Origin of the sequence: Mesoterricola sediminis (assembly GCF_030295425.1) — a bacterium.
Lineage (GTDB): Bacteria > Acidobacteriota > Holophagae > Holophagales > Holophagaceae > Mesoterricola > Mesoterricola sediminis.
This window is the reverse complement of sequence record NZ_AP027081.1, coordinates 4,302,686-4,324,894: the sequence shown is the minus strand read 5'-3', so window position 1 is coordinate 4,324,894 and position 22,209 is coordinate 4,302,686. Positions and strand designations below refer to the sequence as shown.

23 protein-coding genes are annotated in these 22,209 nt (G+C 70.4%); 12 read left to right on the top strand and 11 right to left on the bottom strand.

Annotated elements, in window-relative coordinates; all coding sequences use genetic code 11:
* Nucleotide 1 precedes the first annotated feature (1 nt).
* Genes R2J75_RS18815 through R2J75_RS18790 form a run of 6 tightly spaced genes read right to left on the bottom strand, consistent with a single transcriptional unit; the run spans nucleotide 2 to nucleotide 5,945 of the window.
* Nucleotides 2–1,555, bottom strand: a complete 1,554-nt coding sequence (locus tag R2J75_RS18815) for a cytochrome b N-terminal domain-containing protein (RefSeq protein WP_243331787.1) — start codon at nucleotides 1,553–1,555, stop codon at nucleotides 2–4.
* Nucleotides 1,548–2,183, bottom strand: a complete 636-nt coding sequence (locus R2J75_RS18810) for a QcrA and Rieske domain-containing protein (protein WP_243331785.1) — start codon at nucleotides 2,181–2,183, stop codon at nucleotides 1,548–1,550. Before R2J75_RS18810 ends, R2J75_RS18815 begins: the two co-directional genes overlap by 8 nt.
* A gap of 10 nt (nucleotides 2,184–2,193) precedes the next feature.
* Nucleotides 2,194–3,177, bottom strand: a complete 984-nt coding sequence (locus R2J75_RS18805; protein ID WP_243331782.1) for a c-type cytochrome — start codon at nucleotides 3,175–3,177, stop codon at nucleotides 2,194–2,196.
* Nucleotides 3,178–3,189: 12 nt separating this feature from the next.
* Nucleotides 3,190–3,354: a hypothetical protein gene (locus tag R2J75_RS18800; RefSeq protein WP_243331780.1), complete on the bottom strand. Its 165-nt coding sequence runs from the start codon at nucleotides 3,352–3,354 to the stop codon at nucleotides 3,190–3,192.
* Nucleotides 3,355–3,361: 7 nt separating this feature from the next.
* Nucleotides 3,362–4,582: a cbb3-type cytochrome c oxidase subunit II gene (locus R2J75_RS18795; protein WP_243331777.1), complete on the bottom strand. Its 1,221-nt coding sequence runs from the start codon at nucleotides 4,580–4,582 to the stop codon at nucleotides 3,362–3,364.
* A 13-nt stretch (nucleotides 4,583–4,595) separates the two neighbouring features.
* Nucleotides 4,596–5,945 carry a cbb3-type cytochrome c oxidase subunit I gene (locus R2J75_RS18790; RefSeq protein ID WP_243346467.1) on the bottom strand — a complete coding sequence of 450 codons (1,350 nt, stop codon included), beginning with the start codon at nucleotides 5,943–5,945 and terminating at the stop codon, nucleotides 4,596–4,598.
* A 178-nt stretch (nucleotides 5,946–6,123) separates the two neighbouring features.
* Between R2J75_RS18790 and R2J75_RS18785 the strand changes: the two genes are divergently transcribed.
* The 8 genes from R2J75_RS18785 to panD all read left to right on the top strand — a co-directional run bounded on the left by R2J75_RS18785 (nucleotide 6,124) and on the right by panD (nucleotide 14,383).
* Nucleotides 6,124–6,315 (top strand): hypothetical protein, encoded by a 192-nt coding sequence (locus tag R2J75_RS18785; RefSeq protein WP_243331773.1) that lies wholly within the window; start codon nucleotides 6,124–6,126, stop codon nucleotides 6,313–6,315.
* Nucleotides 6,315–9,692, top strand: a complete 3,378-nt coding sequence (locus R2J75_RS18780; protein WP_316410794.1) for an ATP-binding protein — start codon at nucleotides 6,315–6,317, stop codon at nucleotides 9,690–9,692. Before R2J75_RS18785 ends, R2J75_RS18780 begins: the two co-directional genes overlap by 1 nt.
* Nucleotides 9,689–10,564, top strand: a complete 876-nt coding sequence (panB, locus tag R2J75_RS18775; protein ID WP_243331770.1) for a 3-methyl-2-oxobutanoate hydroxymethyltransferase — start codon at nucleotides 9,689–9,691, stop codon at nucleotides 10,562–10,564. The genes R2J75_RS18780 and panB overlap by 4 nt, the downstream gene beginning before the upstream one ends.
* On the top strand, nucleotides 10,565–11,446 hold the full coding sequence (gene panC, locus R2J75_RS18770) for a pantoate--beta-alanine ligase (protein WP_243331768.1): 882 nt from the start codon (nucleotides 10,565–10,567) through the stop codon (nucleotides 11,444–11,446).
* Nucleotides 11,447–11,503: 57 nt separating this feature from the next.
* Nucleotides 11,504–12,193: a hypothetical protein gene (locus tag R2J75_RS18765; RefSeq protein WP_243331766.1), complete on the top strand. Its 690-nt coding sequence runs from the start codon at nucleotides 11,504–11,506 to the stop codon at nucleotides 12,191–12,193.
* 14 nt (nucleotides 12,194–12,207) lie between these two features.
* Nucleotides 12,208–13,326 carry a M48 family metallopeptidase gene (locus R2J75_RS18760; RefSeq protein ID WP_243346464.1) on the top strand — a complete coding sequence of 373 codons (1,119 nt, stop codon included), beginning with the start codon at nucleotides 12,208–12,210 and terminating at the stop codon, nucleotides 13,324–13,326.
* Entirely contained in the window at nucleotides 13,323–13,907 is a 585-nt protein-coding gene (locus tag R2J75_RS18755) for a hypothetical protein (RefSeq protein WP_243331762.1), read from the top strand. Before R2J75_RS18760 ends, R2J75_RS18755 begins: the two co-directional genes overlap by 4 nt.
* 92 nt (nucleotides 13,908–13,999) lie before the next feature.
* A complete protein-coding gene (panD, locus tag R2J75_RS18750) occupies nucleotides 14,000–14,383 on the top strand; it encodes an aspartate 1-decarboxylase (protein WP_243331760.1) in 384 nt (127 codons plus the stop codon).
* On the opposite strand, the gene R2J75_RS18745 is transcribed toward panD, so the two are convergent.
* Nucleotides 14,380–14,613, bottom strand: a complete 234-nt coding sequence (locus R2J75_RS18745; RefSeq protein ID WP_316410793.1) for a hypothetical protein — start codon at nucleotides 14,611–14,613, stop codon at nucleotides 14,380–14,382. The two genes, panD and R2J75_RS18745, sit on opposite strands and share 4 nt — an antisense overlap.
* A gap of 250 nt (nucleotides 14,614–14,863) precedes the next feature.
* On the opposite strand from R2J75_RS18745, the gene R2J75_RS18740 reads away from it, so the two are divergent.
* Together R2J75_RS18740 and R2J75_RS18735 are read left to right on the top strand one after the other, a co-directional pair.
* Nucleotides 14,864–16,372, top strand: coding sequence for an Rne/Rng family ribonuclease (locus tag R2J75_RS18740; RefSeq protein WP_243331757.1), 1,509 nt, complete (start codon nucleotides 14,864–14,866; stop codon nucleotides 16,370–16,372).
* 10 nt (nucleotides 16,373–16,382) lie between these two features.
* Nucleotides 16,383–16,814 carry a deoxycytidylate deaminase gene (locus tag R2J75_RS18735; RefSeq protein ID WP_243331755.1) on the top strand — a complete coding sequence of 144 codons (432 nt, stop codon included), beginning with the start codon at nucleotides 16,383–16,385 and terminating at the stop codon, nucleotides 16,812–16,814.
* A 51-nt stretch (nucleotides 16,815–16,865) separates the two neighbouring features.
* Here R2J75_RS18735 and R2J75_RS18730 read toward each other — a convergent pair whose 3' ends face one another.
* Nucleotides 16,866–18,827 (bottom strand): hypothetical protein, encoded by a 1,962-nt coding sequence (locus R2J75_RS18730; protein WP_316410792.1) that lies wholly within the window; start codon nucleotides 18,825–18,827, stop codon nucleotides 16,866–16,868.
* Between the two features lie 82 nt (nucleotides 18,828–18,909).
* Nucleotides 18,910–19,398, bottom strand: a complete 489-nt coding sequence (locus tag R2J75_RS18725) for a prepilin-type N-terminal cleavage/methylation domain-containing protein (RefSeq protein WP_316410791.1) — start codon at nucleotides 19,396–19,398, stop codon at nucleotides 18,910–18,912.
* Nucleotides 19,399–19,738: 340 nt separating this feature from the next.
* On the opposite strand from R2J75_RS18725, the gene R2J75_RS18720 reads away from it, so the two are divergent.
* Nucleotides 19,739–20,491: a sugar phosphate nucleotidyltransferase gene (locus R2J75_RS18720; RefSeq protein WP_316410790.1), complete on the top strand. Its 753-nt coding sequence runs from the start codon at nucleotides 19,739–19,741 to the stop codon at nucleotides 20,489–20,491.
* Complete coding sequence (locus R2J75_RS18715; RefSeq protein WP_316410789.1) at nucleotides 20,488–21,519, top strand: NAD-dependent epimerase/dehydratase family protein; 1,032 nt, start codon at nucleotides 20,488–20,490, stop codon at nucleotides 21,517–21,519. The genes R2J75_RS18720 and R2J75_RS18715 overlap by 4 nt, the downstream gene beginning before the upstream one ends.
* Here R2J75_RS18715 and R2J75_RS18710 read toward each other — a convergent pair whose 3' ends face one another.
* Nucleotides 21,520–21,858 (bottom strand): EamA family transporter, encoded by a 339-nt coding sequence (locus tag R2J75_RS18710; RefSeq protein WP_316410788.1) that lies wholly within the window; start codon nucleotides 21,856–21,858, stop codon nucleotides 21,520–21,522. It lies immediately after the preceding gene.
* Nucleotides 21,851–22,201 carry a hypothetical protein gene (locus R2J75_RS18705; RefSeq protein ID WP_243331748.1) on the bottom strand — a complete coding sequence of 117 codons (351 nt, stop codon included), beginning with the start codon at nucleotides 22,199–22,201 and terminating at the stop codon, nucleotides 21,851–21,853. The genes R2J75_RS18710 and R2J75_RS18705 overlap by 8 nt, the downstream gene beginning before the upstream one ends.
* Between the last annotated feature and the right edge of the window lie 8 nt (nucleotides 22,202–22,209).

Genomic DNA, 22,209 nt, shown 5'->3' with positions numbered 1-22,209 from the left:
CTCACCCCTTCGCCGCGGCCTTGGCGGCCTCGGCGTCCTTGGCCCGGCCCCAGCGGCCCAGGCCGATGAAGGTGCCGGACACGATGATCCCGATCCAGGCGATCACGTGGAGGAGCCAGAGCTCCATGCCGGCGGGCTTGTTGGGTCCCTTGTGGCTGGTGAGCCAGAGGTTGAGGCCGGGCCGGTTCTTCTCGAGCCATTCGTAGGCCTGGTCGGGGGTGGCCAGGGGGTTCGCCTTCTGCAGGGTCTCCAGCACCCTCGGCATCTCGTCCTTGGCGAGGACGTTCCACTCCCGGATGTCCCCGAAGTAGTGGTAGAGGGTGTTGGCCGACATGCACACGAGGATGAAGGCCACGAAGAACACATGGAAGGTCTCGTGCCACCGCTTCCCGTCCCGCCGCATCACGTAGGCCCAGTCCTGGACGTAGCCGATCAGGAGGAACAGGCCCATGGAGTAGTACCACAGCGGGGCATCCCGGTGCAGGTCGGCGATGCCGTTGAGGATGAGGAAGCTGAAGACGACGAAGTAGATGAGGCCGGCGACGCCGATCCAGTTGGGGATCTGGCGGGCCCCCCACTCCCGCTCCGGACGGCGGTCCAGGAACATGGCCAGCAGCACCAGGAAGGGGATCGCCACGGTGAGCACGGTGGCCAGATAGGGGTCCTGGAGCTTGAGGAAGTGGTACATCGCCAGGAAGTACCAGTCGGACAGGATGGGGTTGGGGGTGACCTCGGGGTTCGCCGGGCTGCCCTGGGCCGCCGGGATCATGATGGCGATGGCGAGGATGATCCCGAACGTGGCGAGCTTGGCCCACCTGCTGATGTTCATCCGGCGGAAGCCGCGGCGGTAGACCCGCAGCTCGAAGAACACCATGGGCACGAAGCTCAGCATGAAGTGGAAGGCGTAGAAGCGCGTGACGGTGGCGGGGCCGATGCTGGTGCCGCCGAGGAGGATCTGGGCGGTGGTCTTGCCCTGGTTGGTCCAGTTGATGAAGTCGCCCAGGGGGAGCCAGCTGGGGTTCTGGTCCAGGTAGGTGGGGAAGGTGGCCATCACCTTGGTCGCCCAGAGGGCGCGCTGGTTCCAGATCAGGAGGTAGCCGGTGAGGCCCGAGTACATCCCGATGATGAGGATCAGGAGGGCGATGATGAAGCTGAACTCGTTGCCCTGCTTGTACTCGCCCGTGAACCACATGCGGTAGACGCGCAGGGTGGCCAGGATGATGAAGGCGTCGGCCCCGTACTTGTGGAGGCCGCGGACCAGGGATCCGATGGGAACGGGGCCCCAGCGCCAGTTCTGCTGGATGCGCTCGATGGAGTGGTAGGCCTGGTCCGTGACGGGGATGTAGTAGATCATCAGCACGACGCCGCTGAGGATCACCAGCATCCAGACCCAGTACCACATGCCGCCGATGGCGTACCACGGGTTCGTGCGCGCCTTGACGACGTTGCCCTCGTCGAAGAGATCCATCTTCTCCCAGCGCGTGCGGAACCAGTCGCGGAAGGTGGCGGGGGCGCGGAGGAGACCGCGCAGCAGGTGGGGAATGGCACTAACCAACGCCGCCTCCTTCCGTTCCGGTGATGAGGATCTGGCCGTCCTTGATGTCGAAGGTCATGGTGCGGGGCGGGCGCGGGGCGGGGCCCGAGACCACCTTCCCCGGCAGGGCGCCCTGGAGGGCGACCTCCTGCTTCCGGGTCGGATCGTAGACCGACAGGTGGCAGGGGCAGGCGAAATAGGGGTGGGTGGGCGCGGGGGGCTTGTAGTTGTAGCCGCCCGAGAGCTCCTCGGGGCTCTTCACGAAGTTGAAGGTGCACCCGAGGTGGGGGCAGATGCGCTGGACGACCACGAACTTCGACTTGGGGTCCTTGGGGTCCGTGAACTCGTCGGGAACCCGGACGACGAACCCGGGGATCTTGGCGCCCTGGATCTTGCGGCTGGAATACTCCACCGACTTGCGGATGTAGATGAACTCCTTGAAGTCCCAGGGCTGGGTCAGCTCGGAGAGCGAGGCCACGGCCTGGATGCTGCTGCCGGCCTCGTCGGGGGGGGCCACCAGGCCCTTGGGGCCGCCCACCATGGTGGGCTTGAAGTAGCGGAGGATGGCGGAGGCCGCCAGGACGGCGCCCCCGAGGATGGGGATGCCGGTCACGATCCTGAGGAAGGTCCGGCGGGCGTTCTCGGTCATTCGGAGCCTCCTACTCGTGCTCATAGGTCCGGCTGCGGACGCCGTCCACCAGCATCCACCGCTGGTCCTCGGTCAGGACGCCGCGCCAGCTGGGCATGGCCGACCACTGGTGGACGAACTGCTGCAGGGCCTCCGGCGACATGGAGCGCCGCACGGCGGGCGGGATGGACTCGAACTGGCCGCCCTCGGAGATGCGCCAGAAGAGGAAGGCGTCCGTCGTCTGGGCCAGGGCCTTGCGGTCCGAGAAGTTGAAGGGGGGCGGATTGAGCGTCCGGGCCAGGGGGCCGTTGCCCTGGGCGGTGTCGCCGTGGCAGACGGAGCAGTTCTGGCCGTAGATGTCCCACACCTCCTTGAACCGGGTGGGGCCGGCGGCCGCGATGGCGCGGCTCCAGACGTAGTAGACGGCGTTCCAGACCGGGACCGGGTCGCCCGTGGCCACGAGCTGGTCGCCGCGGAGGTCCTTGATGGCGCGGATCCAGCCCTCGCCCATCCTGCCGCTGGGGCCGGGGTGCTCCATGCGGCCCTGGGAGGGGTCGCCCTCCATGCGGGGGGCGCTGCCGTAGGCGATGAGCTGGAAGAGCTGGCCCGGGGTGCGCTGGAAGCGCCAGGCGCGCTGGAGGAAGTCGGGTCCGCCCCGGCGGGCCTGGACGGGCCAGCGCCCTTCGGCGGCGAGCTCGCGCTCCTTGGCGCCCCGGTCGGGGTGCCCGGCGGGGAGGGCGGCCTGCTTCTTCAGGTCGGCCTCCTCGGCGGCGGTGAGCAGGGTGCCGTGGCAGGACGCGCAGTTGGCGGTGTAGACGGCCCGGCCCTTGAGGGCGGAGGGGAGGCCCAGGGGGTAGGGGGCCCGGTCGGCGCCGGGCTCCAGGCCCTTGGGCGCCGCAGTGGCCGACAGGACCACGCCCCCGGCGCCTTCGCGCCGGGTGCTCAGGCCCTTGTCGGAGCAGGCCAGGAGGAGGAGGGGGAGGAGGAGGGCCGTGGCCCGGGAAACAGTGCGCATGGGTGCCGCTCCTCAGGTGCCGCTGGGCCGGATCCAGGCCAGCACGGCCCAGACGAGGATGACGAGATACATGATCACGAGGGCGAAGGGCGCCTTGCCGTGGCCGACCTTGGTTCCGGAGACCTCTTCCATGAGGTCCTCGTCCTCCCGGTTGTCCTTGAGGGGATCGCTGGTCATGGTCGCCTCACTTCGCGCCTGGATGGGTCGTTTCGGGGGGAGCCGGGGCCTTCCCGTAGTCGGCGGGGACGCCCTCCAGCTTCCCGAGGCCCTTGTTCTGGGCCACGTAGCGGAGGAAGGCCGCCAGGGTCAGGCGCTGGTTGGCGTCGAGGGTGTATTCCCACCGCGGCATCTGGGTGCCGGGCACGCCGCGGCTGATCCGCCAGTACCAGGCGTCGACGGTGAAGCCGGCGTACTTGTCCTCGGTGAAGTTGGCGGGGCGCTTCGTCATGGAGAAGGCCGCCTGGCCCTTGCCGTTGCCGGTGACGCCGTGGCAGGGCGCGCACTGGTTGTTGAACAGGCCCTTGCCGTAGTTGGCCAGGAGGCGGTTCTTGTCGGTGATCTGCCCCTCGCGGAAGCTGTTCTCCGTCCAGGCGCGGGCCTCGGGGTCCTTGAGCCGGGCCTCCTCCAGGGCCTCCTTGTTCGGGAAGACGGGGGTGGCGAGGCCCTGCAGGGCGCCCTTGGCGTTGGCGGCCTCGTGGCTGGAGCCGTACATCAGCTCCTCGATCTCGGCGGAGTACTTGAAGGGCACCTCGGGGTGCTCGCCGTAGAGCTGCTCGTTGAGGGCGCGCTGGTGGGCCACGTCCAGCTTCCAGAAGGCCACCTTCTCGGTGACGCCGTCCAGGGGGCCGCCGACCCAGGTGTAGTCGCGCACGTAGGCCCAGCGGGTCTCGCCGGTGGCCGCGTAGCGGTCCTTGCCGCCCTCCACGTCCAGGGCGCGGGTGCCGTAGGGGCCGAGGCTCTGGAGGTAGGCCGTGAGGTCGGTGAGGTCCTGCTCCGGCAGGTAGTCGTACCGGGGCATGATCGAGCCGGGCTTCACGTAGCGGGGGTTCTTGTGGTGGAGCATGTGGTACTGGTCGGGGAACTTGCCGCCGATGTTGGCGAGGTCGGGACCGGACCGCTCCGAGCCGAGGAGATGGTAGGCGTCGTAGAAGTAGTCGGAGGAGCGCGAACGGCGGCCGTGGTCCCAGTCCTGGGGCCGGCTCACCATGGAGTGGCAGTACCAGCAGCCCTCCCGCTTGTAGATCTCGCGGCCGCGGAGCTCCTGGGCCGTGTAGTCGCGGAGGTCCCTCGGCTCGGGGGGCCTGAAGGTCCAGCGCGGGACCAGGACCACCACGAAGATGATGGAGGCCATGATCAGCGTGAGGCCCAGGGCGGGGTAGAGGTAGTTTGCGCGTGGCGTGGTCATGGATTCCCCGGACTCAGGACTGTGCGCCGGCGGGCTGGGCCTGGGGGGCGTCCTCGAGGGGCCCCTCCACCGCCTCTTCCGCGGCCACGAGCGTCTTGTAGACGTTGTAGACGAAGAGCACCTGGCCCAGGACGATCAGGAGTCCCGAGAAGGCGCGCATGAGCATGAAGGGGGCCACCATGATCACGCCGCGGTAGACCGGGAGGCCCTCCTCCCAGGCCGAAGCCTGGATGAGCCCGGCCACGGTGAGGGCGATGATCATGAGCGTGGTGCCGATGAGGGAGAGCCAGTAGTGGGCGTTGGCCAGCCGCCGGGAGTACCACTGGCGGCCCGACACCCGCGGCGCCACGTAGTAGATGGCGCCCCAGCCGATGAAGCCGAAGGTGCCCAGCAGCGCGAAGTGGGCGTGGCCGACGACCCAGTGGGTGAAGTGCAGGTACCAGTTGATCCAGCGGGTGGCCTGGAAGGGCCCCGTGAAGCAGGTCAGGAGGTAGAAGCCGAGGGCCGTGATGAAGAACCGCAGGGGGAGGTGGGTCGCCATCATGCCCCACTTGCCCTTCATGGTGAGGAAGAAGTTCACGAGGACGCTCATCACCGGGACGAGCAGCATGACGGAGGAGATGACGGCCACCGCCTTCAGCCACTCGGGGACGGGGCTCTGGAGCAGGTGGTGGGTGCCCGTCGGCGTGTAGAACATGGCGATCGTGGAGAAGCCGACGATGCTGAGCAGGTGGCTGTAGAGCGGATTGCGGGTGATCTTCGGCAGGAAGTAGTAGGCCAGGCCGATGCCGTTGGTGGTGAACCAGAGCCCGAGGATGTTGTGCCCGTAGAACCAGTTGGCGATGGCGTCGCCGATGCCGGGCACCGAGAAGAACACCCGGTTGCCGATGAGGTAGACGACGGGGAACCACAGCGTCGTGCCGGCGATGTACCAGATGGACACGTAGAGCTGCCGCTCCTTCCGGCTGAGCACCGTGCCCCACACGATGACGATGTAGAGGATCAGGGCCGCCATCACGGGGATGTCGATGAACCAGGGGAGCTCGGCGTATTCGCGGCCCTCGGTGATGCCGTTGGTGAGGCAGAGGATGCCGGCGAGGATCACGGTGTTCCAGGCCACCATCAGGACGTTGGCCCAGCGCTCGCTCCAGAGCCGGGTGCGGCACAGCTCGGGCACCACGTAGAAGATGGCGCCGATGTTGGCCATCGAGATGAACCCGAACGCCACGACGTTCACGTGGGTCGGCCGGAGGCGCCCGAACTGGAGCTGCGGCACGTTGTGGACCAGGTCGGGCCAGTAGTACTCGGAGGCCGCGAGCAGCCCCAGGAAGGTCCCGACCAGGGCCCACACCGCGGCGCTCACGAGGAATCGCCTGGACGCGCTGTGCTCCTCATCGAACCACAGGGCGAGCCGTGTGTCCCATGAGTTGACAACTTCAACCTTTTCAGTCATCTGGCACGCTCCGCGTTGTCAGGGCCCGGCACCCCGTATCTTAGGCGTTCTCCTCCGGGAAGCTGCACAAGGATGTCAATCGACGAACATGATTCTGCGTATCGATCGCAATCACGTCAAAGGAAAAGTGATGCTGGAATTCCGCGTACCTGCTGGGTTCAAACAGGATATTGCCGTCGTGTTTTGCCGCCGGGGGGTGTTCCGGACCACCTGGTACAATCGCGCCATGAATTCTCCGCGACCCGAGACGAGCCCGACCCCTTCCGGCGCGGAGGCCTGATGGGGCGCGGGTGGCGGCTCGGGGGCCGGTGGTTCGCGGAGGTGCGCGAGCTGGACGGACCCGCCACGGGGGCGGGATGCTCCTTCCGCGTGGTGCGCCAGGACGGGGAGGGTCCCCGGCAGCTCCTCCAGCTCTGGGAGCCCCTGCCTCCGCCCCGGGTGCTGGACGCCATCCGGGAGGACTTCCTGCGCGCCTTCGACCAGGCCTCCCCCCTGGACCCGGGCCCGGCCCGCATGGGCCACGACGCCAAGGCCGCGTGGTTCCTCCAGAAGCTGGAGGGCATCCCCTACCCGCGCCTGTGGGGCTCCGTGGACGCGCCCGGGCGGAAGGCCCTCGAGGCCGCCGTCGCGGAGGCGCTGGCCTCGTCCCGGACGCCCCGGCTCGCGGATCCGGAGGTGGTGGGCCTGAAGCCGGGCCGGGTGCTGGCGCCGCGGGTGCTGGGGCCCGAGCCCTGGCCGGGGCCGGGCCTGGCCCTCCCGGACGCGCCGCCCGGGCCCGGGACCGCGCGGGTCTGGGAGGACCTCCAGGCCCTGGCGGACCCGGCCTCGGTGCCGATCCGGGGCCGTTCGCGTGAGCTGACCTACCTCAAGTCCCTGATGCTGGGCCTCGGGTCCCCGGCCACCCCGGAGCGCGCGGTCTTCCTCACGGGGGAGGAGGGCCTGGACCAGGACCGCCTCTGCGACTGGGCGGGCGCGGCGGCCCAGACCGAGGGCCGGTGGGTGGTGGATGTGGAGCTCCTGCCCGGGGAGAGGGCGGGGGCCTTCCTGGGGCGGATCCTGGGGGAGGCCCTCACGGGCCTGGAGGCGGACCTGTACGCCGCGGAGCCCGGCCTGGCGAGGTCCCTGGCGCGGAGGATGGCCAGCTTCGCCTTCCTGAGGGGCGGGCGCAAGCCCGTCGCGCCGGACCGGCGCCTCGAGGTGGACGAGGTGGAAGCCGCCCTGGGGGCCCTGGCCTGGGCCGACGCCCTGCACCCGAGGCTCTTCCTGCTCCGGGGCCTGGAGCTCATGGGCGTCGATGTGCTGGACCTCCTCCGCGGCCTGACGGGGCATTCCCGGCTCCCCTGGATCCTGTCCTTCCGGGGGGCCGGCACCTGCCAGGGCCTCAAGTCCTGGCTGGATTCGGCGGGCAACGGGCCCGGGGCGGCCATCGTGGTCCTGGACCGCGTGGACGAGGCGGGCCTCCAGGAGACCCTGACGGACGCCCTCGGCGCCCACCGGTTGCCGGAGGCCTACACCACGGCGGTCTGCGCCTCGGCCCTGGGCAATCCCGGCCTCCTGCGCCGGATCCTCGACATGGCCATCCTCCGCGGGGACCTCGTCAGGGAGGGCGGCGCCTGGACCCTCGCGCCCGGGGCGCCCCCGCCGCCCGGACCCGGGGAATCGGAGATCCAGGCCATCCTGGCGGCGCGGGCGGCCCGCCTCGAGCCCCAGGCCCGCAGGGCCCTGAAGGCCCTCGCCCTCGCCGAGGCCCCGGTGGCGGCGGCGGTCCTGGCCCGGGTCCTCGGCCAGGATCCGGATGCCGCGGAGGCGCCCCTGCAGGCCCTGCAGGACGCCCAGCTCGCCGTCGCCGCGGATGGGCGGCTGCGGGTCCCGTCCGCGCTGGTGCGGGAGCTGGCCCTGGAGGGCTCCGCCCCGGGCGAGCTCCGCGCCGTGGCCGCCGCCCTGCTCCGGGCCCTGGAGGCGGAGGCAGGGAGCCCGGTCCTCGCGGTGCGCCTGCGGGCCCGGGCCCAGGATCCCGTCTCCGCGGTGGAGCAGGTCATCGAGGCCCTCCGGCGGGAACGCCCGGGGCCCGCGGAGGCCCAGGCCGCCGTCGATGAGGCCCTCGGGCTGGGGCCCGGACCCGTTCCCAGCGCGCGGCTCCACGCGTGCCTTTCCGACGCCTGGGCGCAGGTGGGCGACCTCGCCCGGGCCCGCGCGGCCCTGGCCGAGGCCTTCGGCGCCCTGGGCGAGCCGGCCCCGGGTTCCACCGAGGAGGAGTGGGCGGCACGCTTCCACCGGAAGGCGGCCTGCCTCGAGATCGGCCTGCGCGCCTTCAAGGCGGCCCACCAGTCCATCCGGTCCGCCGCGGCCTGCCTCGCGGACCATCCCTTCCACGGCGAGCAGGTGCGGCTCCGCCTCGCCCTGGGGCGCCTCCACGCGGCCCAGGGCGCGGTCCCCAAGGCCGCCAGGGCCCTGGAGGAGGGCCTCCTCCTCCTGGCCCGGCGGGAGACCGCGGATGGGCGCGAGGACCACGTGGCCCTCCTCCTGGAACTGGGCCGGGTGCAGGGCCAGCGCTGCCAGTTCGAGCAGGCCCTGGAGACGCTCCAGTCCGCCCGGCGCTTCTTCGAGCACGCCGGGGACCGCCGGGGGCTCGCGGCCGTGCTGGGCGCCCTGGGCCAGATCCACCTGGGCATGGGCCAGACGGAGGCGGCGTGCCGCCTCCTGGACGAGGCCCTCGTCCATGCCGGGGCCCAGGAGGATCCGGGCCTGAAAGCCGCCTGCCGGCTGGACCTGGGGATCGCCCGGGGGTTCCAGCAGAGCCTCGGGCCGGCCCTCGCCCACCTCGACAGCGCCCTCCGCCGGTTCCAGGGGCTCCAGGACCCGGTGGGCGCCTCCCGGGCCCTTCTCTGGAAGGCCCGCACCCTGGCGGTGCTGGGGGACCTGGTGCAGGCCGACTTCCTCGCCGCCCGGGCCGCGGAGGTCCGCGAGGACCTGCTCACCCCGCAGGAGCGGGGCGACGCGGCCTTCATCGCGGGCGAGCTGGATGTCCTCCGCGGGGATTGGCCCGCCGCCCTGCGCCGCTTCCAGGAGGCGGCGAACCGCTACGGCGAGGCCGGCCTCGTGTGGCGGGAGCGCCTGGCGCGCCTGCGCTACGTCCAGGCCGAGGCCCTGGAGGGCGGCGAGGCCGCGGAGGCCGCGTGGACCCACCTCGAGCGCCTCAAGGGGCCCGTGGAGGGATCCGGCTCCCGATGGCTGGAGGTGGAGTGGCGGCGGGCCCACGCGCTGCTCCTGGAGGGGGCGGGGCCCGCGGAGGCGGTGCTGGCCGAAGCGCTCTCCGCCTGGGGCGACGTGCGGAACCTGGCCCGGGAGCTCCGGTTCCCCCACCTGGCCATGGAGGCCGGCACCCGCGAGGCGGACCTGCTGCTGGCCCGGGGTGAGCGGCTGGGCGCACGGTCAACCATCCAGGACGCGGCGGCGACCTTCCAGGAACTGTGGTCGAGGGTGCCCGCCCATCTGGAGGCGGCCTTCGCGGGCCGGGCCGATGTCCGGGCCTTCCGGTCGGCGGCGGAGGCCGCCGGCGTTCCCTTCCTCCTGCCGGCCAAGTCGGATCCTCTGGCAGACTGGAGCCCGACCCAGGCGAACCTGCCGCTGCCGACTCCGCTCCGAGGACACCCATGAGCCACGCACCCGCCTCCGGACGAGGCATCACCATCCCCGACCTGCAGCGGATGCGGGACGAGGGGCGCCCCATCGTCATGACCACGGCCTACGACGCCCCCACCGCCTGGATCGCGGACGCCTCGGGGGTGGACGTCCTCCTCATCGGCGACAGCGTCGGCAACGTCTGCCTCGGCTTCGAGAACACCCTGCCCGTGACCCTGGCCATGATGGCCCACCACCTGGAGGCCGTGGTCCGCAGCAGGCCCCGGGCGCTCGTGGTCGTGGACATGCCGTACCTGAGCTACCACCTCGGCTGCGAGGACGCCGTGCGGAACGCGGGCGGCCTCGTGCGCCTCGGGGCCCAGGGCGTGAAGCTCGAGGGCGGCGCGCGGCGGGTGCCGGTGATCCGGGCGCTGGTGGACGCGGAGATCCCGGTGATGGGGCACCTGGGCCTGACGCCCCAGAGCCTCAACCGCATGGGCGGCTACAAGGTGCAGGGCCGGGAGGCCGGTGCCGCGGTGGAGCTGCTGGAGGACGCGCTCCGGCTCCAGGACGCGGGCTGCTTCAGCCTCGTCCTCGAAGGCGTTCCGGCCGAGCTGGCCGAGCGGGTCACGCAGGAACTTTCCATCCCCACCATTGGCATTGGCGCGGGCGCCGCGTGCTCCGGGCAGGTACTTGTATTTCATGACATCCTTGGGTTGATTCCCACAACACCGCCAAAATTCGTGCGCACTTATATGAATGGATTTGAAGCGCTTCGGGAGGCGCTCGCCCGATGGGGCGAGGATGTCCGGGGGGGAAGGTTTCCAGGCCCCCAGGAATCCTATATCCTTCCAGAACCGGCCCGGGAGGAACTCCGGGCCTGGAAGCAGCGAGGGCAGGACGACTAGATGCGCATCATCCGCACGATCCCCGAACTGAAGGTCGCCCTCAAGGCGCTCCGGGACAGCCACAGGAGCATCGGCTTCGTCCCCACCATGGGCTTCCTCCACGAGGGGCACGCCTCCCTCATCCGCCAGAGCACCGCCCGCTGCGACGCGACCGTCGTCTCCGTCTTCGTGAACCCCACCCAGTTCGGCCCCTCCGAGGACCTCTCCCGCTACCCGCGGGACCTCGAGCGGGACCAGAACCTGTGCCTGCGCCTCGGCGTCGCCATCCTGTTCATGCCGGAGGCCTCCGAGATCTACCCCACCGGGTTCAGCACCTCCATCTCCGTGGGGCCCATCGCGGACGCCCTGTGCGGGGCCTTCCGGCCCGGGCACTTCCGCGGGGTGGCCACCGTCGTGGCCAAGCTCTTCAACCTCGTCCAGCCGGACCTGGCCTTCTTCGGCCAGAAGGACCTCCAGCAGTGCGCCATCATCCGGCGCGTGGTGAAGGACCTGAACCTCCCCGTGGACATCCTCGTGGCCCCCACCGTCCGCGAAGCCGACGGCCTCGCCATGAGCTCGCGGAACAGCTACCTGGTCCCGGCGGACCGGGAGCGGGCCCTCGGGGTGAGCCGGGGCCTCGCCAAGGCCGAGGCGGCCTTCAGGGCCGGGGAGCGCGACGCCGCCGCCCTCGAGGCCATGGCGCGGGCCGAGATGTCGGCTGCCGACGAGATCCAGTACTGCAGCCTGGTGGACCTGTCCACCCTCGATTCCCTCGCCGGGACCGTGACCCGGCCCGCGGCCCTCGCGGCCGCCGTGGTCATCGGCGGCACCCGCCTCATCGACAACGTGATCCTGGCCCCCTCCGGGGAGGCCGCGCAGTTCATCAGCCACCAGGAGCCCTGATCCCGGTACCATGGGCCAGACTCGGCACAGGGTACAGATCGATCCGGGAGGTGGTCCGTGGGCGCAATCCGTGGCGTGGCGTGGATGCTGGCCGCCCTCCTCTGTCTCGCGGGGACGCGGGCCGGGGCCCAGGAGCGGCGCGCGGAGGGCGTCACCGGCCTGAAGGCCGGCGCGACCATCCTCGTCATGCCCCTGGATGTGGAGCTCTACGCCCTCACCGCGGGCGGCGTCCGGGAGCCCAAGGCCGAATGGACGGAGAAGGCCCGGACGAACCTCCTGGAGGCGCTCCGGGGGCGGGAACGCCCCGGCGGGCTGCGCTTCATCCCCTTCGAGGGCCCGGCGGACGAAACGGTCGCCGAACTGGGCCACCTCAACGCGGCGGTGGCGGAGGCCATCTGGTGGCACCACTTCGGGCCCATGCACCTGCCCGCCAAACGCGGCCAGCTGGACTGGACGCTGGGTGAGGAGGCCGCCGCCCTGGCCAAGGCCACGCCGGCCGACTACGCCCTCTACCTCTTCCTCCGGGACAGCACGGCCACCGGCGGCCGGGTGGCCACCATCGCCCTGATGGCGGTGGCCGGCCTGAACGTCGGCGGCGGATCCCAGGTGGGCTACGCGGACCTGGTGGACCTCCGCACGGGCCAGGTGGTGTGGTTCAACCGGCTGGTGCGGATGAGCGGGGATGTGCGGGAACCCGCCGCCGCGAAGGCCACCCTGGACAACCTCCTGGCGGAATTCCCCGAATGAGGAAGTCCGGCCTGTTGCTCGCGCTCCCGCTCCTCGCGGGGGCGGGCGCCGCGGCCCAGGATCCGCCGGCCAAACCGCACGCCCCGGCCCTCGGGTCCGAGGAGGGGGGGCTCCGGGCCCTGTGCGACCGGGAGGAGGCGAAGCTCCTCCAGAGCCCCCTCCTCGTCCGGGATCCGGCCCTCACGGCCTACGTCCAGGCCGTCTGCTGCCGGCTGGCGGGACCCCTCTGCCCCGAGGTGCGCGTCCACATCCTCCGCACCCCATACTTCAACGCCAGCATGGCGCCCAACGGGATGATGCAGGTCTGGACGGGCTTGCTCCTGCGCTGCGCGGACGAGGCCCAGCTGGCCACGATCCTCGGCCACGAGATCGCCCACTACCACCTGCGCCACGGACTGGACCAGCTGCGGGACGCCAAGTCGCGCTCGGCCTTCGCGACCCTGGCCCTCATGGTGCCCATCGCGGGGCCCCTGGCGAGCCTGGGCGCCGTCGCCGGGGGCTTCGCCTACTCCCGGGACCACGAGCGCGCCGCCGACGCCGAGGGCCTGGAGCGGCTGGCGGAGGCCGGGTACCCCGCAGGGGAGGCCCCCCGGGTGTGGTCCAACCTCCTGGAGGAGCTCAAGGCCGAGGGGGGCGGGGACGCCGCGAAGCGGAGCCGGCTCTTCGCCACCCACCCGCCCGAGACCGAGCGCCAGCGCGCGCTGGAGGCCGCCGCCGCGCGGATGGCCGGCGCGGACCGCGACCCTGGACGGGCCGCCTTCCGCGCCGCCATCGCCCCTTTCCGGATGGGCTGGATGGAGGACGAACTCAAGCGGCGGCGCTACGGCGAGAGCGTCGCCCTGCTGACCCGCCTCTGCGGGGAGGACCCCCAGGACGGCCTGGCGCGGTACTTCCTCGGGGAGGCCTGCCGCCTCCGGGATGGGGACGGCGACGCGGAGCGGGCCCGCAGGGCCTACGGGGAAGCCCTCGAGCTGCCCGGCGCGCCGCCCGAGGTCCACCGCGCCCTGGGCCGGCTCCACCGCAGGGCGGGGCGGATGCCGGAGATGCGCGCGGCCTACGCCCGCTACCTGGCGCTCCGCCCCGACGCGGAGGACGCGGAGATGATCAAGACCTACCTGAAGGAGACGCCATGAAGAAGCTGGGCGCGGCGCTCACCCTCCTGCTGCTGGCGGCCTGCCAGAAGCCCGCCGTCTGGACGGCGGTCACGCCCCTCGAATCCGAGCTCCCAGGGGGCCTCCGGGTCCGCGGCGAGGCGGGCTGGAACCGCCTGGACACCCACCAGGCGGGCACCTGGAACGTGCGCTGGACGGTCAACGGGGAGACCCTCGACCGGCTCTGGTTCTTCGCCGGCGTCCCCGCGGGGCAGCCCCTCGTGCGGGTCCGGGGCGAGGTTCCCAAGGGGGCCGCGGTCTTCAAGGAGGGGATGCAAGCCGAGGACGTGGCGGAGCTCTTCGAGTCCTTCCTCAGCGCCGGCGGCAGCACCTTCCGCCGCGACCGGCTCGCGCCCCATCCCTTCGCGGGCGGCGACGGGTTCCGCTTCGACTACACCCTCATCCGCAAGGCCGACGACGTGACCCTCAAGGGCTCGGCCTTCGGCGCCGTCCGGGGCGGGAAGCTCTACCTCATCGTCTTCCAGGCGCCCCGCGTCCACTACTTCGCCGCCCTCCTCCCCCGCGCCGAGGCCGTCGTGAAGTCGGCGCGCATCGAGCCGTAGGGAAAAAATCGAGGGTGGACGAACGGGCCAGGGAGGCCCATGCTAGGGGGTTGGCCGGGACCCCCTATCCTGGGGCCTGGACCGGAGGTGCCATGCTTCGTCAATTCCTTCTTGGCAAGATCCACCGGTGCGTCGTCACCCGCGCCGACCTGGACTACGTCGGATCCATCACCATCGACCCCGTGCTCATCCGGGCCGCGGGCTTCCTCGAGAACGAGAAGATCGACATCTACGACGTGACGAACGGCGCGCGCATCAGCACGTACGTCATCCCCGGCCAGGAGGGCTCCGGGGAGATCGGGATCAACGGCGCCGCCGCCCACCACGTGAACGCGGGCGACCTGGTGATCCTGGCCGCCTACGGCTGGATGTCCGAGGAAGAGGCGGCGGACCGCCGTCCCCGGGTGGTCTTCGTGGACGACAAGAACCGCATCGTCTCCACCCATGACCGGGAGCGGACCCCCGCGCACGCCTAGACGTCCCCCCGCTGCCGGAGGGCGCTGAGGGCGAGGATCGACAGGCAGTTCCAGTCGTCCGTCCAGGGCCGGAAAGCCCGGGCGGCGGCCTCTCCGGCGTCCAGGCGCCTGAGGGCTTCCCGGGCGCGCGCGTCCGTGCCTTCGACCCGCGCGCCGGGCAGGAAGGCCATCTGGGCGGCGCCCAGCAGGGCGGGCTCCAGGAGCCGGGCCGGATCCCGCGCCAGGACCACGAAGCTGCTCGCCTTGTGGAAGGGCGGGAGGACGGCGGGGTTCTCGGGGCTGGGGGTGAAAGAGGAGGAGCGCTCCCAGGAACGAGAGGGCGCCGGCGAACCCGGAAACTCCAGTACCGACTTTTTCTGATCGGTCTTCCCATATTTGCATAGACTTGCTAAAAGAGTCTCAGCCCCTGGTCTGGTACGGCCGGGAGTGACTGGGGGATCGCGCGAGGCGGTTCCGCCGACTTCTGAAGAGGTAAAAGCCATGGAAGTCCGACGGTCCCTCGTGGTCAATGCGACCCCGTTGGAGATGCGCATCGCGCTTCTCGAGAACGGGCAGCTCTGCGAACTTTTCATCGAACGCACCACCCAGGTGAGCCAGGTGGGCGACGTCTACAAGGGCCGGGTGGCCAAGCTCCTGCAGGGCATGCAGAGCGCCTTCGTCTCCATCGGGGGCGCCAAGGACGGGTTCCTCTACCTGGACGAGCCCGAGACCCACCGGCTCCCCACGGAGGAGGCCGCCGACGAGGACGAGGCCGCCGAGGGTTCCGACCTGCCCCCCGCGCCGGTGCCCCTGCCCCCCGTGAAGGAGGGGGAGGAGATCCTCGTCCAGGTGGTCAAGGACCCCATCGGCAGCAAGGGGCCCCGCCTCTCCCGCCACATCAGCTTCCCGGGGCGGTTCCTGGTGCTCATGCCCGGCATCGAGCACGTGGGCATCTCCCGCAAGATCACCAATCCCGCCGAACGCGAGCGGCTCCGGAACCTGATCAAGGCCCATGCCCAGCCCGGCGAGGGCTTCATCGTCCGCACCGCCGCCATCGGCGAGAAGGACGAGGACCTGATCGGCGACGTGACCTACCTGCGCGAGCTGTGGAGCGACCTCCAGGCCAACTGCCAGAGCCTCCCGGCCCCCAGCCTCGTGTGGAAGGACTTCCGGCTCCTCCAGAAGGTCCTGCGGGACCTCTTCCGCGAGGAGGTCGCCAGCTTCTGGGTGGACCGGGACGACACCTACCGCGAGGTCGTGGACTTCGTCAGCCGCCTGCACCCCGAGTGGGTGGGGCGCATCAAGCACTTCACCAGCGACCTGCCCATCTTCGAGGCCTTCGCCATCGAGAAGGAGATCGAGGCCGCGCGCCAGCCCAAGGTCTTCCTCAAGCACGGCGGCAGCATCGTCATCAACCAGACCGAGGCCCTCGTCAGCGTCGACGTGAACACCGGCAAGTTCGTCGGCAAGAAGGACCTGGAGGAGACCGTCTTCCTCGCCAACATGGAGGCCATCCCGGAGATCGTCCGGCAGCTCCGGCTCCGCAACCTGGGCGGGATCGTCGTCATCGACTTCATCGACATGATGGACCCGGCCCACCGGGAGTCGGTGATGAAACGCCTCCAGGAGGAGCTGGAGCGCGACCGGAACCACGCCCGGGCCGTGGAGATCAGCGACTTCGGCCTCGTGGAGATGACCCGCAAGCGCACCGGACCCAGCCTCGAGCGCCTCCTGACCTCCGCCTGCCCCCACTGCGAGGGATCGGGACGGCGGCTCAGCGCCGAGACCGTGGTCCTGGCCGTGTATCGGGAGATGGCCCGGCAGGGGGAGCGGTTGAAGGGGGCCCAGATCCGCCTCACCCTCCACGCGGAACTCCGGGCCGCGCTCCAGGCCGAGACCCGCGAGGGCGTCAATCAGCTGGCGCGCGCCCTGGGCGCCCACGTGCAGTGGCAGGAACGGAACGACGGTCCCGTGCATCACATCGACATCGAGGTGATTCCCAATCGCTAGGAGGCCCCCCATGAGCCGCGCGGCCCTCAAGGACGACGTCTTCCTCCGCATGGCCCTGGAGCTGAGCCGGCTGGGGACCTGCTGCCGCCTGAAGGTGGGGTGCGTCCTGCTCCGTTCCGACGGCGGCATCGCCTCCGGCGGCTACAACGGCGCCCTCCCTGGCATGCCCCACTGCACCCCCGAGACCTGCGGGGAGGGCATGCGCTGCCTCCACACGAGCCACGCCGAGGAGAACGCCCTGGGCTTCTGCGACGGCCCCATCCACACCGCCTACGTCACCGACGAGCCCTGCCTGACCTGCACCCGGGCTCTGGTGCGGCGCGGGGTCCGGCGCGTGGTCTTCCTCCGGCCCTACGCCAGCATCGCCGAGCAGGAGCGCCAGGAGCGCCAGGGCATCCTGGACCACTTCAAGGTGAGCTGGGAGGCCCTGGACCTGGCCTAGGCCCGCAGTCCCCGCCGCCGCCTCCCCGGGGAGGCGGCGGCGGGGGCCGGCTCAGGGCTTCGGTTCCGTCGAGGCCTTCAGGAGGTCCTCGACGGCGGCCTTCTCCTTCCGGAACGTGGCCTCGTCGACCTCCCGGGCCTTCTTCATCTCGTAGCCGTCGTAGACGAACTCCATGGCCCCGCCCGCCTTCAGGGGGCGGAAGACGGTGAGGGCGCTCCCCTCGGCCCGCGCGACGCTGGCGTCATGGGCCCGCTCCTCGGCGCTCTTCGTGTACTCCAGGTACCAGATCCCCTCGGGCGCCACGTAGGTGTTCACGGCGAGGTCCTTCTCGGGCTCGCACTTGAAGTCGAAGGGCTCCTTGCCGAAGGCGTCGCTGCCCACGGAGTGGTAGCGCACGGGGGCGACGGGCAGTTGGCGCTCCAGGATGGCCGCCGTGGGGGCTTCCTTCGTCCGGAGCCAGTGGGCCACGGCCATCCGCAGGGCGAGGAGGCTGATCGTGGCCTCCCGGGGCTGGGGCTCGACCCGGTCCGAGAAGCCGGGGCCCGCGGCGAGGAAGGCGCAGCGGAGCTCCCAGGGGTCCAGGCCGTAGCCGTGGTTGCCCTGGAGCTGGAAGCCGTCCACCACCGTCCGGAAGCGCTCCCCGTGGTCGGAGAAGAGGAACCGGGCGGCGCCGGCGTAGTCCGGATCCCGGGCGAGGCCGTTCCAGATGGGCTCCCAGGCCCTCAGGATGCTGTTCATGCGGATCTTGTAGGCGAGAAAGGGGTTCCGCCGGGGGTCGGGGGCCTGGACGTCCGTTGGCTTGACCTGCTGGACGGAGGCCCGGGGCTCGAAGGCGGCCGGGCTCATGGCCCACCAGCGATGGACGCCCTTCAGCTCCTGGCGGTCCAGGAAGATGGGCTGGTGGGCGAGGCAGGAATGGAACATCACCCAGCCGCTCCCCCGGCCCAGGCGGAGGGCCTCCTTCAGGCCGGCCTCGTGGGGCGCCCAGGGGTTGGTGGTGGGGAAGGGCTTCAGCCAGTTCTCCCACACCGCGTAGATGGGGAAGCCCACCGCCAGGTTGGAGTTCACGAAGTTCTCCCAGCCGGCGGCGGGGGTGATCACGTCGTCCATGTCCACGTGGCGGCCGGCGAGGCTGATGGTGCCCCCGTCATCCATGTAGAACCGGGGCTTCTCCCCCTGCTGGTAGGCGTCCCGGATGAGGGTGAGCCCGTGGGGCTGGCGGATCTCGTCGAGGGTCGCCCCCACGTGGCCGATGGTGTAGAAGAGGGGATCGCCCCCCCACAGGAGGTGCCAGAGGAGGCGGGTGGCGGGGATGGGGGTGTAGGCGTTGCGGTACCGGAGGCCCTGGAGGCCGCCGGCGCTTTCGAGGAAGGTATCGGAGCGCAGGCCGTCCAGGCCGACCATGAGGACCTGGCACTTCCGGTCGCCCGGGCGCGCCGCGGGGGCGGGGCGGGGGAGCCAGCCCGGCAGCAGGGGGAGGGCGGTCCACAGGACCAGCCACCCCGCCAGGGTCAGCCCCCGTCGGCCGGGGGTCGCGGGGGCCTGCCGCAGGAGCCACCCGATCGGGTAGGCCAGGGCCAGGGCCACCAGCACCGGGAAGAGGAGCCAGAAGGGGAGGGCGCGGAAGCCGGGCAGCACCCACAGGGCCGTGGGCACCTTCCACCACAGGACGAGGTGGGCCCACAGGAGGGCGGAGGCGCCCATGGCGAAGGCCTGCCGGCCCTTCCAGTCCCGGCTCCAGGCGGGCCGCGTGAGCAGGCCCGGGAGGTACGCGAGGATCCAGCTGAAGAGGCCCGCCATCACATACACGGGCAGCAGGATGCGGAGGCCGTACTGGACGCCGAACGCCTTGATGGGCTTCAGGGTGAAGGACATGGCCAGGAAGCCATTGATGCCCGCGTCCGCCAGGTGGAAGCGCAGGAGGGCCATCAGCACCAGGGCCACCAGGAAGGCGGGGCCGATGAGCAGCACGGCGATGAGGCGGGTCGGACGGACATCCCTTCCAAGGTTCATGAAGCGGCACCTCGACGTGGTGGAACAAAAAAAGGAGAGGGCCGGGCCCTCTCCTTTCGAGTCTAGCAAGACCGGCCGGGGACTACTCGATGGCCGTGGCCTTCTTGAAGGTGGTGCTGTTGTTGACGGTGTTGCCGAGCTTGACGGCGCCGCCGATGAAGCCGGGGGTGGTGCCGGTGGGGAACTGGATCGCCAGGGCGATGGAGCCGTTGTTGCTGGGGGCGCCGATGGTCCCGAGGAAGGCGGACTGGGTGGCGGAGCCGCCGGCGGCGGAGGTGATCGTGGAGGGATAGGCCGCGTTGGCGGGATTCCAGGGGTTCTTGTCCTTGCTGTGGTTGTTGGTCAGGTAGGTCTCGAGGGAGGTCTTGATGGTGGTGTTGCCGGCCTCCTTCAGCTTGTCGTACTGGCCGACCAGGTCGCCGATGACGCCGGTCAGGTTCTCGATGGCCGCCTTGTCACGGGCCCGGGCGCGCTGGCTGAGCAGGGCGGGGATGGCGATCGCGCTGATGATGCCGATGATGGCCAGCACCAAGAGCAGCTCGATGAGGGTGAAGCCGGACTGTTTCTTCATGATTGCTCCTTTTTTTGTCGCGGACCCCTATCCCAAGCAATGGCGGTACCAGGATTGGAAGGGCAGCCGGGTTTGTAGGCATAACCATAGCCCTACATGTTTTTCATGGGAAGAAGAAGTTTTCGGGTCCGCCCGGGGATCGACCGTTTCCGACCTGGACCTGCCGTCTCGCGTCACCTTCCTGGACGCAACGCGGCAGGTGAGCCCCCGGGGGAGGACGAATGGTTAATTATTGGCGCCGGGGCGCGAAGGCGGTCGAAAGGGGGGGGCGGATCTTGTAACGTCTAAAGGAACCAGTCCGTGGCTGGACCCTGAAGGGCGTCCCGTGAAACTCACCGGCATGAAAGGCATTGTCCTGGCAGGGGGGAAGGGCACCCGCCTCCACCCCCTCACCAAGGTAACCAATAAGCACCTGCTCCCCGTGGGGCTGGAGCCCATGATCTTCCATCCTGTTCGCCAGCTTGTGGGGGCGGGCATCCAGGACATCCTCATCATCACGAGCACCGAACACATGGGGGAGATCGTTCGGCTCCTCGGAAGCGGCAAGGACTTCGGCGCCCGGTTCACCTACCGCGTCCAGGAGGAGGCCCTGGGCATCGCGGACGCCCTGGCCCTGGGCGAGGACTTCGCGGGGGACCGGCCGATCACCGTCCTCCTGGGCGACAACATCTTCACCCATTCCATCGCCGGGTTCGTGGACCGCTTCCTGGCCCAGGGGCGGGGCGCCCGGGTGCTCCTCAAGTCGGTGGATCAGCCCTCCCGGTACGGGGTGGCCGCCCTGGACGAAAAGCAGGTCATCGAGATCGAAGAGAAGCCCGAGCGCCCCAAGAGCCCCTACGCGGTCGTGGGCGCCTACTGCTATGACCCCCAGGTGTGGGACATCCTCCGGACCATGGGCCTCTCCCCCCGAGGGGAGTACGAGATCACCTCCGTCAACAACCGGTACATCCAGCTGGGGGAACTGGCCTACGACATCGTCGAGGGGGGCTGGACCGACGCAGGGACGTTCGAAAGCCTCGCCGAGGCCAACGCGATGATGCTGGCCTGCGGGAACCGGATCACGGGCCTGGCCCTGGAAGGGAAGACGCGATGAAGGGACGGATCCTCGTCACCGGCGCGGGCGGTTACATCGGCAGCGTGCTGGTGCCCAAGTTGCTGGGCAAGGGCTACGAGGTCCGGGCCCTGGACCGGTTCTTCTTCGGGCGGGACAAGCTTCAGGACGCGCCCGGCCTCACCTGCGTCATCGAGGACGCCCGCCGGATCCAGGCCTCGCACCTCGAAGGGATCGACGGCGTGGTGGACCTGGTGGCCATCTCCAACGACCCGAGCGGAGAGCTGTACCAGGACGCGACCGCGGCCATCAATCACCGGGCCCGCGCGGCGACGGCGCGATTGGCCAAGCGGATGGGGGTGAAGCGCTACATCCTCCCCTCCTCTTGCAGCATCTACGGGTTCCAGGGGGGGGACCGGGCCGTGGACGAATCGGCACCGACGAATCCGCTCACCACCTATGCCCGGGCCAACGAGCTCGCCGAACAGGCCGTCCTGCCCCTGGCGGACGACGCCTTCACGGCTGTCGTGATCCGCCAGGCGACGGTCTATGGGCACGCTCCGCGCATGCGCTTCGACCTCGCCATCAACGGCATGACCCTGGGTGCCTGGAAGAACGGCGTCATCCCCCTCATGCGGGATGGGACGCAGTGGCGCCCGATGGTCCACGTCCAGGACACCACGGATGTGATGTGCCTCCTCCTGGAGGCCGACCCGGCCCGGATCAACGGCCAGATCTTCAACGTGGGCTCCGACCGGAACAACTACCAGCTGGGGCCGCTGGCCGAGGAGATGGTGGGGGTCATGCCGAAGCCCGTCACCATCGCCTGGTACGGGGACCCCGATCACCGCTCCTATCGCGTGGACTTCAAGAAGATCGAGCGGACCCTGGGGTGGCAGGCCCAGTGGACGGCGGCGGAAGGCGCCCAGGAGATCTGGCGGGCCCTGGAGGAGGGACGGGTCCAGGTGGGGGATCAGACCATCACCCTGACCTGGTACCGGGAACTGGAGAAATGGCACCGGATCATCCGTGACGTCGAACGCTATGGCGGGATCCTGGACATTTCCTGACTACAGGTTGAACAGGGCGACCCCGACGAGGATGATGGCGGCTCCCGCCCACTGTCTGCGGCTCAGCCGCTCGCCGAGGAAGACCCAGGAGAAGGCCCCCACCAGCACGTAGTTGAACGGCTGCACCACGGCCGCGAACCGCAGGGGCAGGGTGGCGTACGCGTAGAGGTTCACGAGGAAGGCCGCCGCCATGGCCGTCCAGGCCGCGAGGGCCGCCGGGGACCCGTAGAGCATCAGCCAGGAAGCTCCGCGCGTCCGGGTCGCGTTGCGCTTCAGGAGGACCTGGGCGACCGCGGTCAGCAGGACGGCCAGATAGGCATAGAGAAGCCGCTCAATCATGGCGGGCCTCCCGGCGGTCCGAGAGCAGGACCAGGAGGCCCGCGGCGATGGTGATCGCGCCCGCCAGGTTCCCGGCCGATAGGGGTTCGCCGAACACCCAATGGCTCACGGCCGGGATGGCCACGAAAACCAAAGTGGTCGCGAGGTAGGACCAGAAGAGGGGGTATCGGCGGAGGACCAGCGGCCAGATCAGGGCCTGGCAGGCCAGGCAGAGGACCGAGGCCAGGAGGGGCGGGTTGTGGAGCAGGTTGTCCAGGGTGAAGGGACGCATCCGGAGCGCAGCCATCTTGGCCAGGACGAGAACCAGGAGCTGGAGGGCGAGGGAGGTCAGCAGCCAGTGCACGGCAGGGA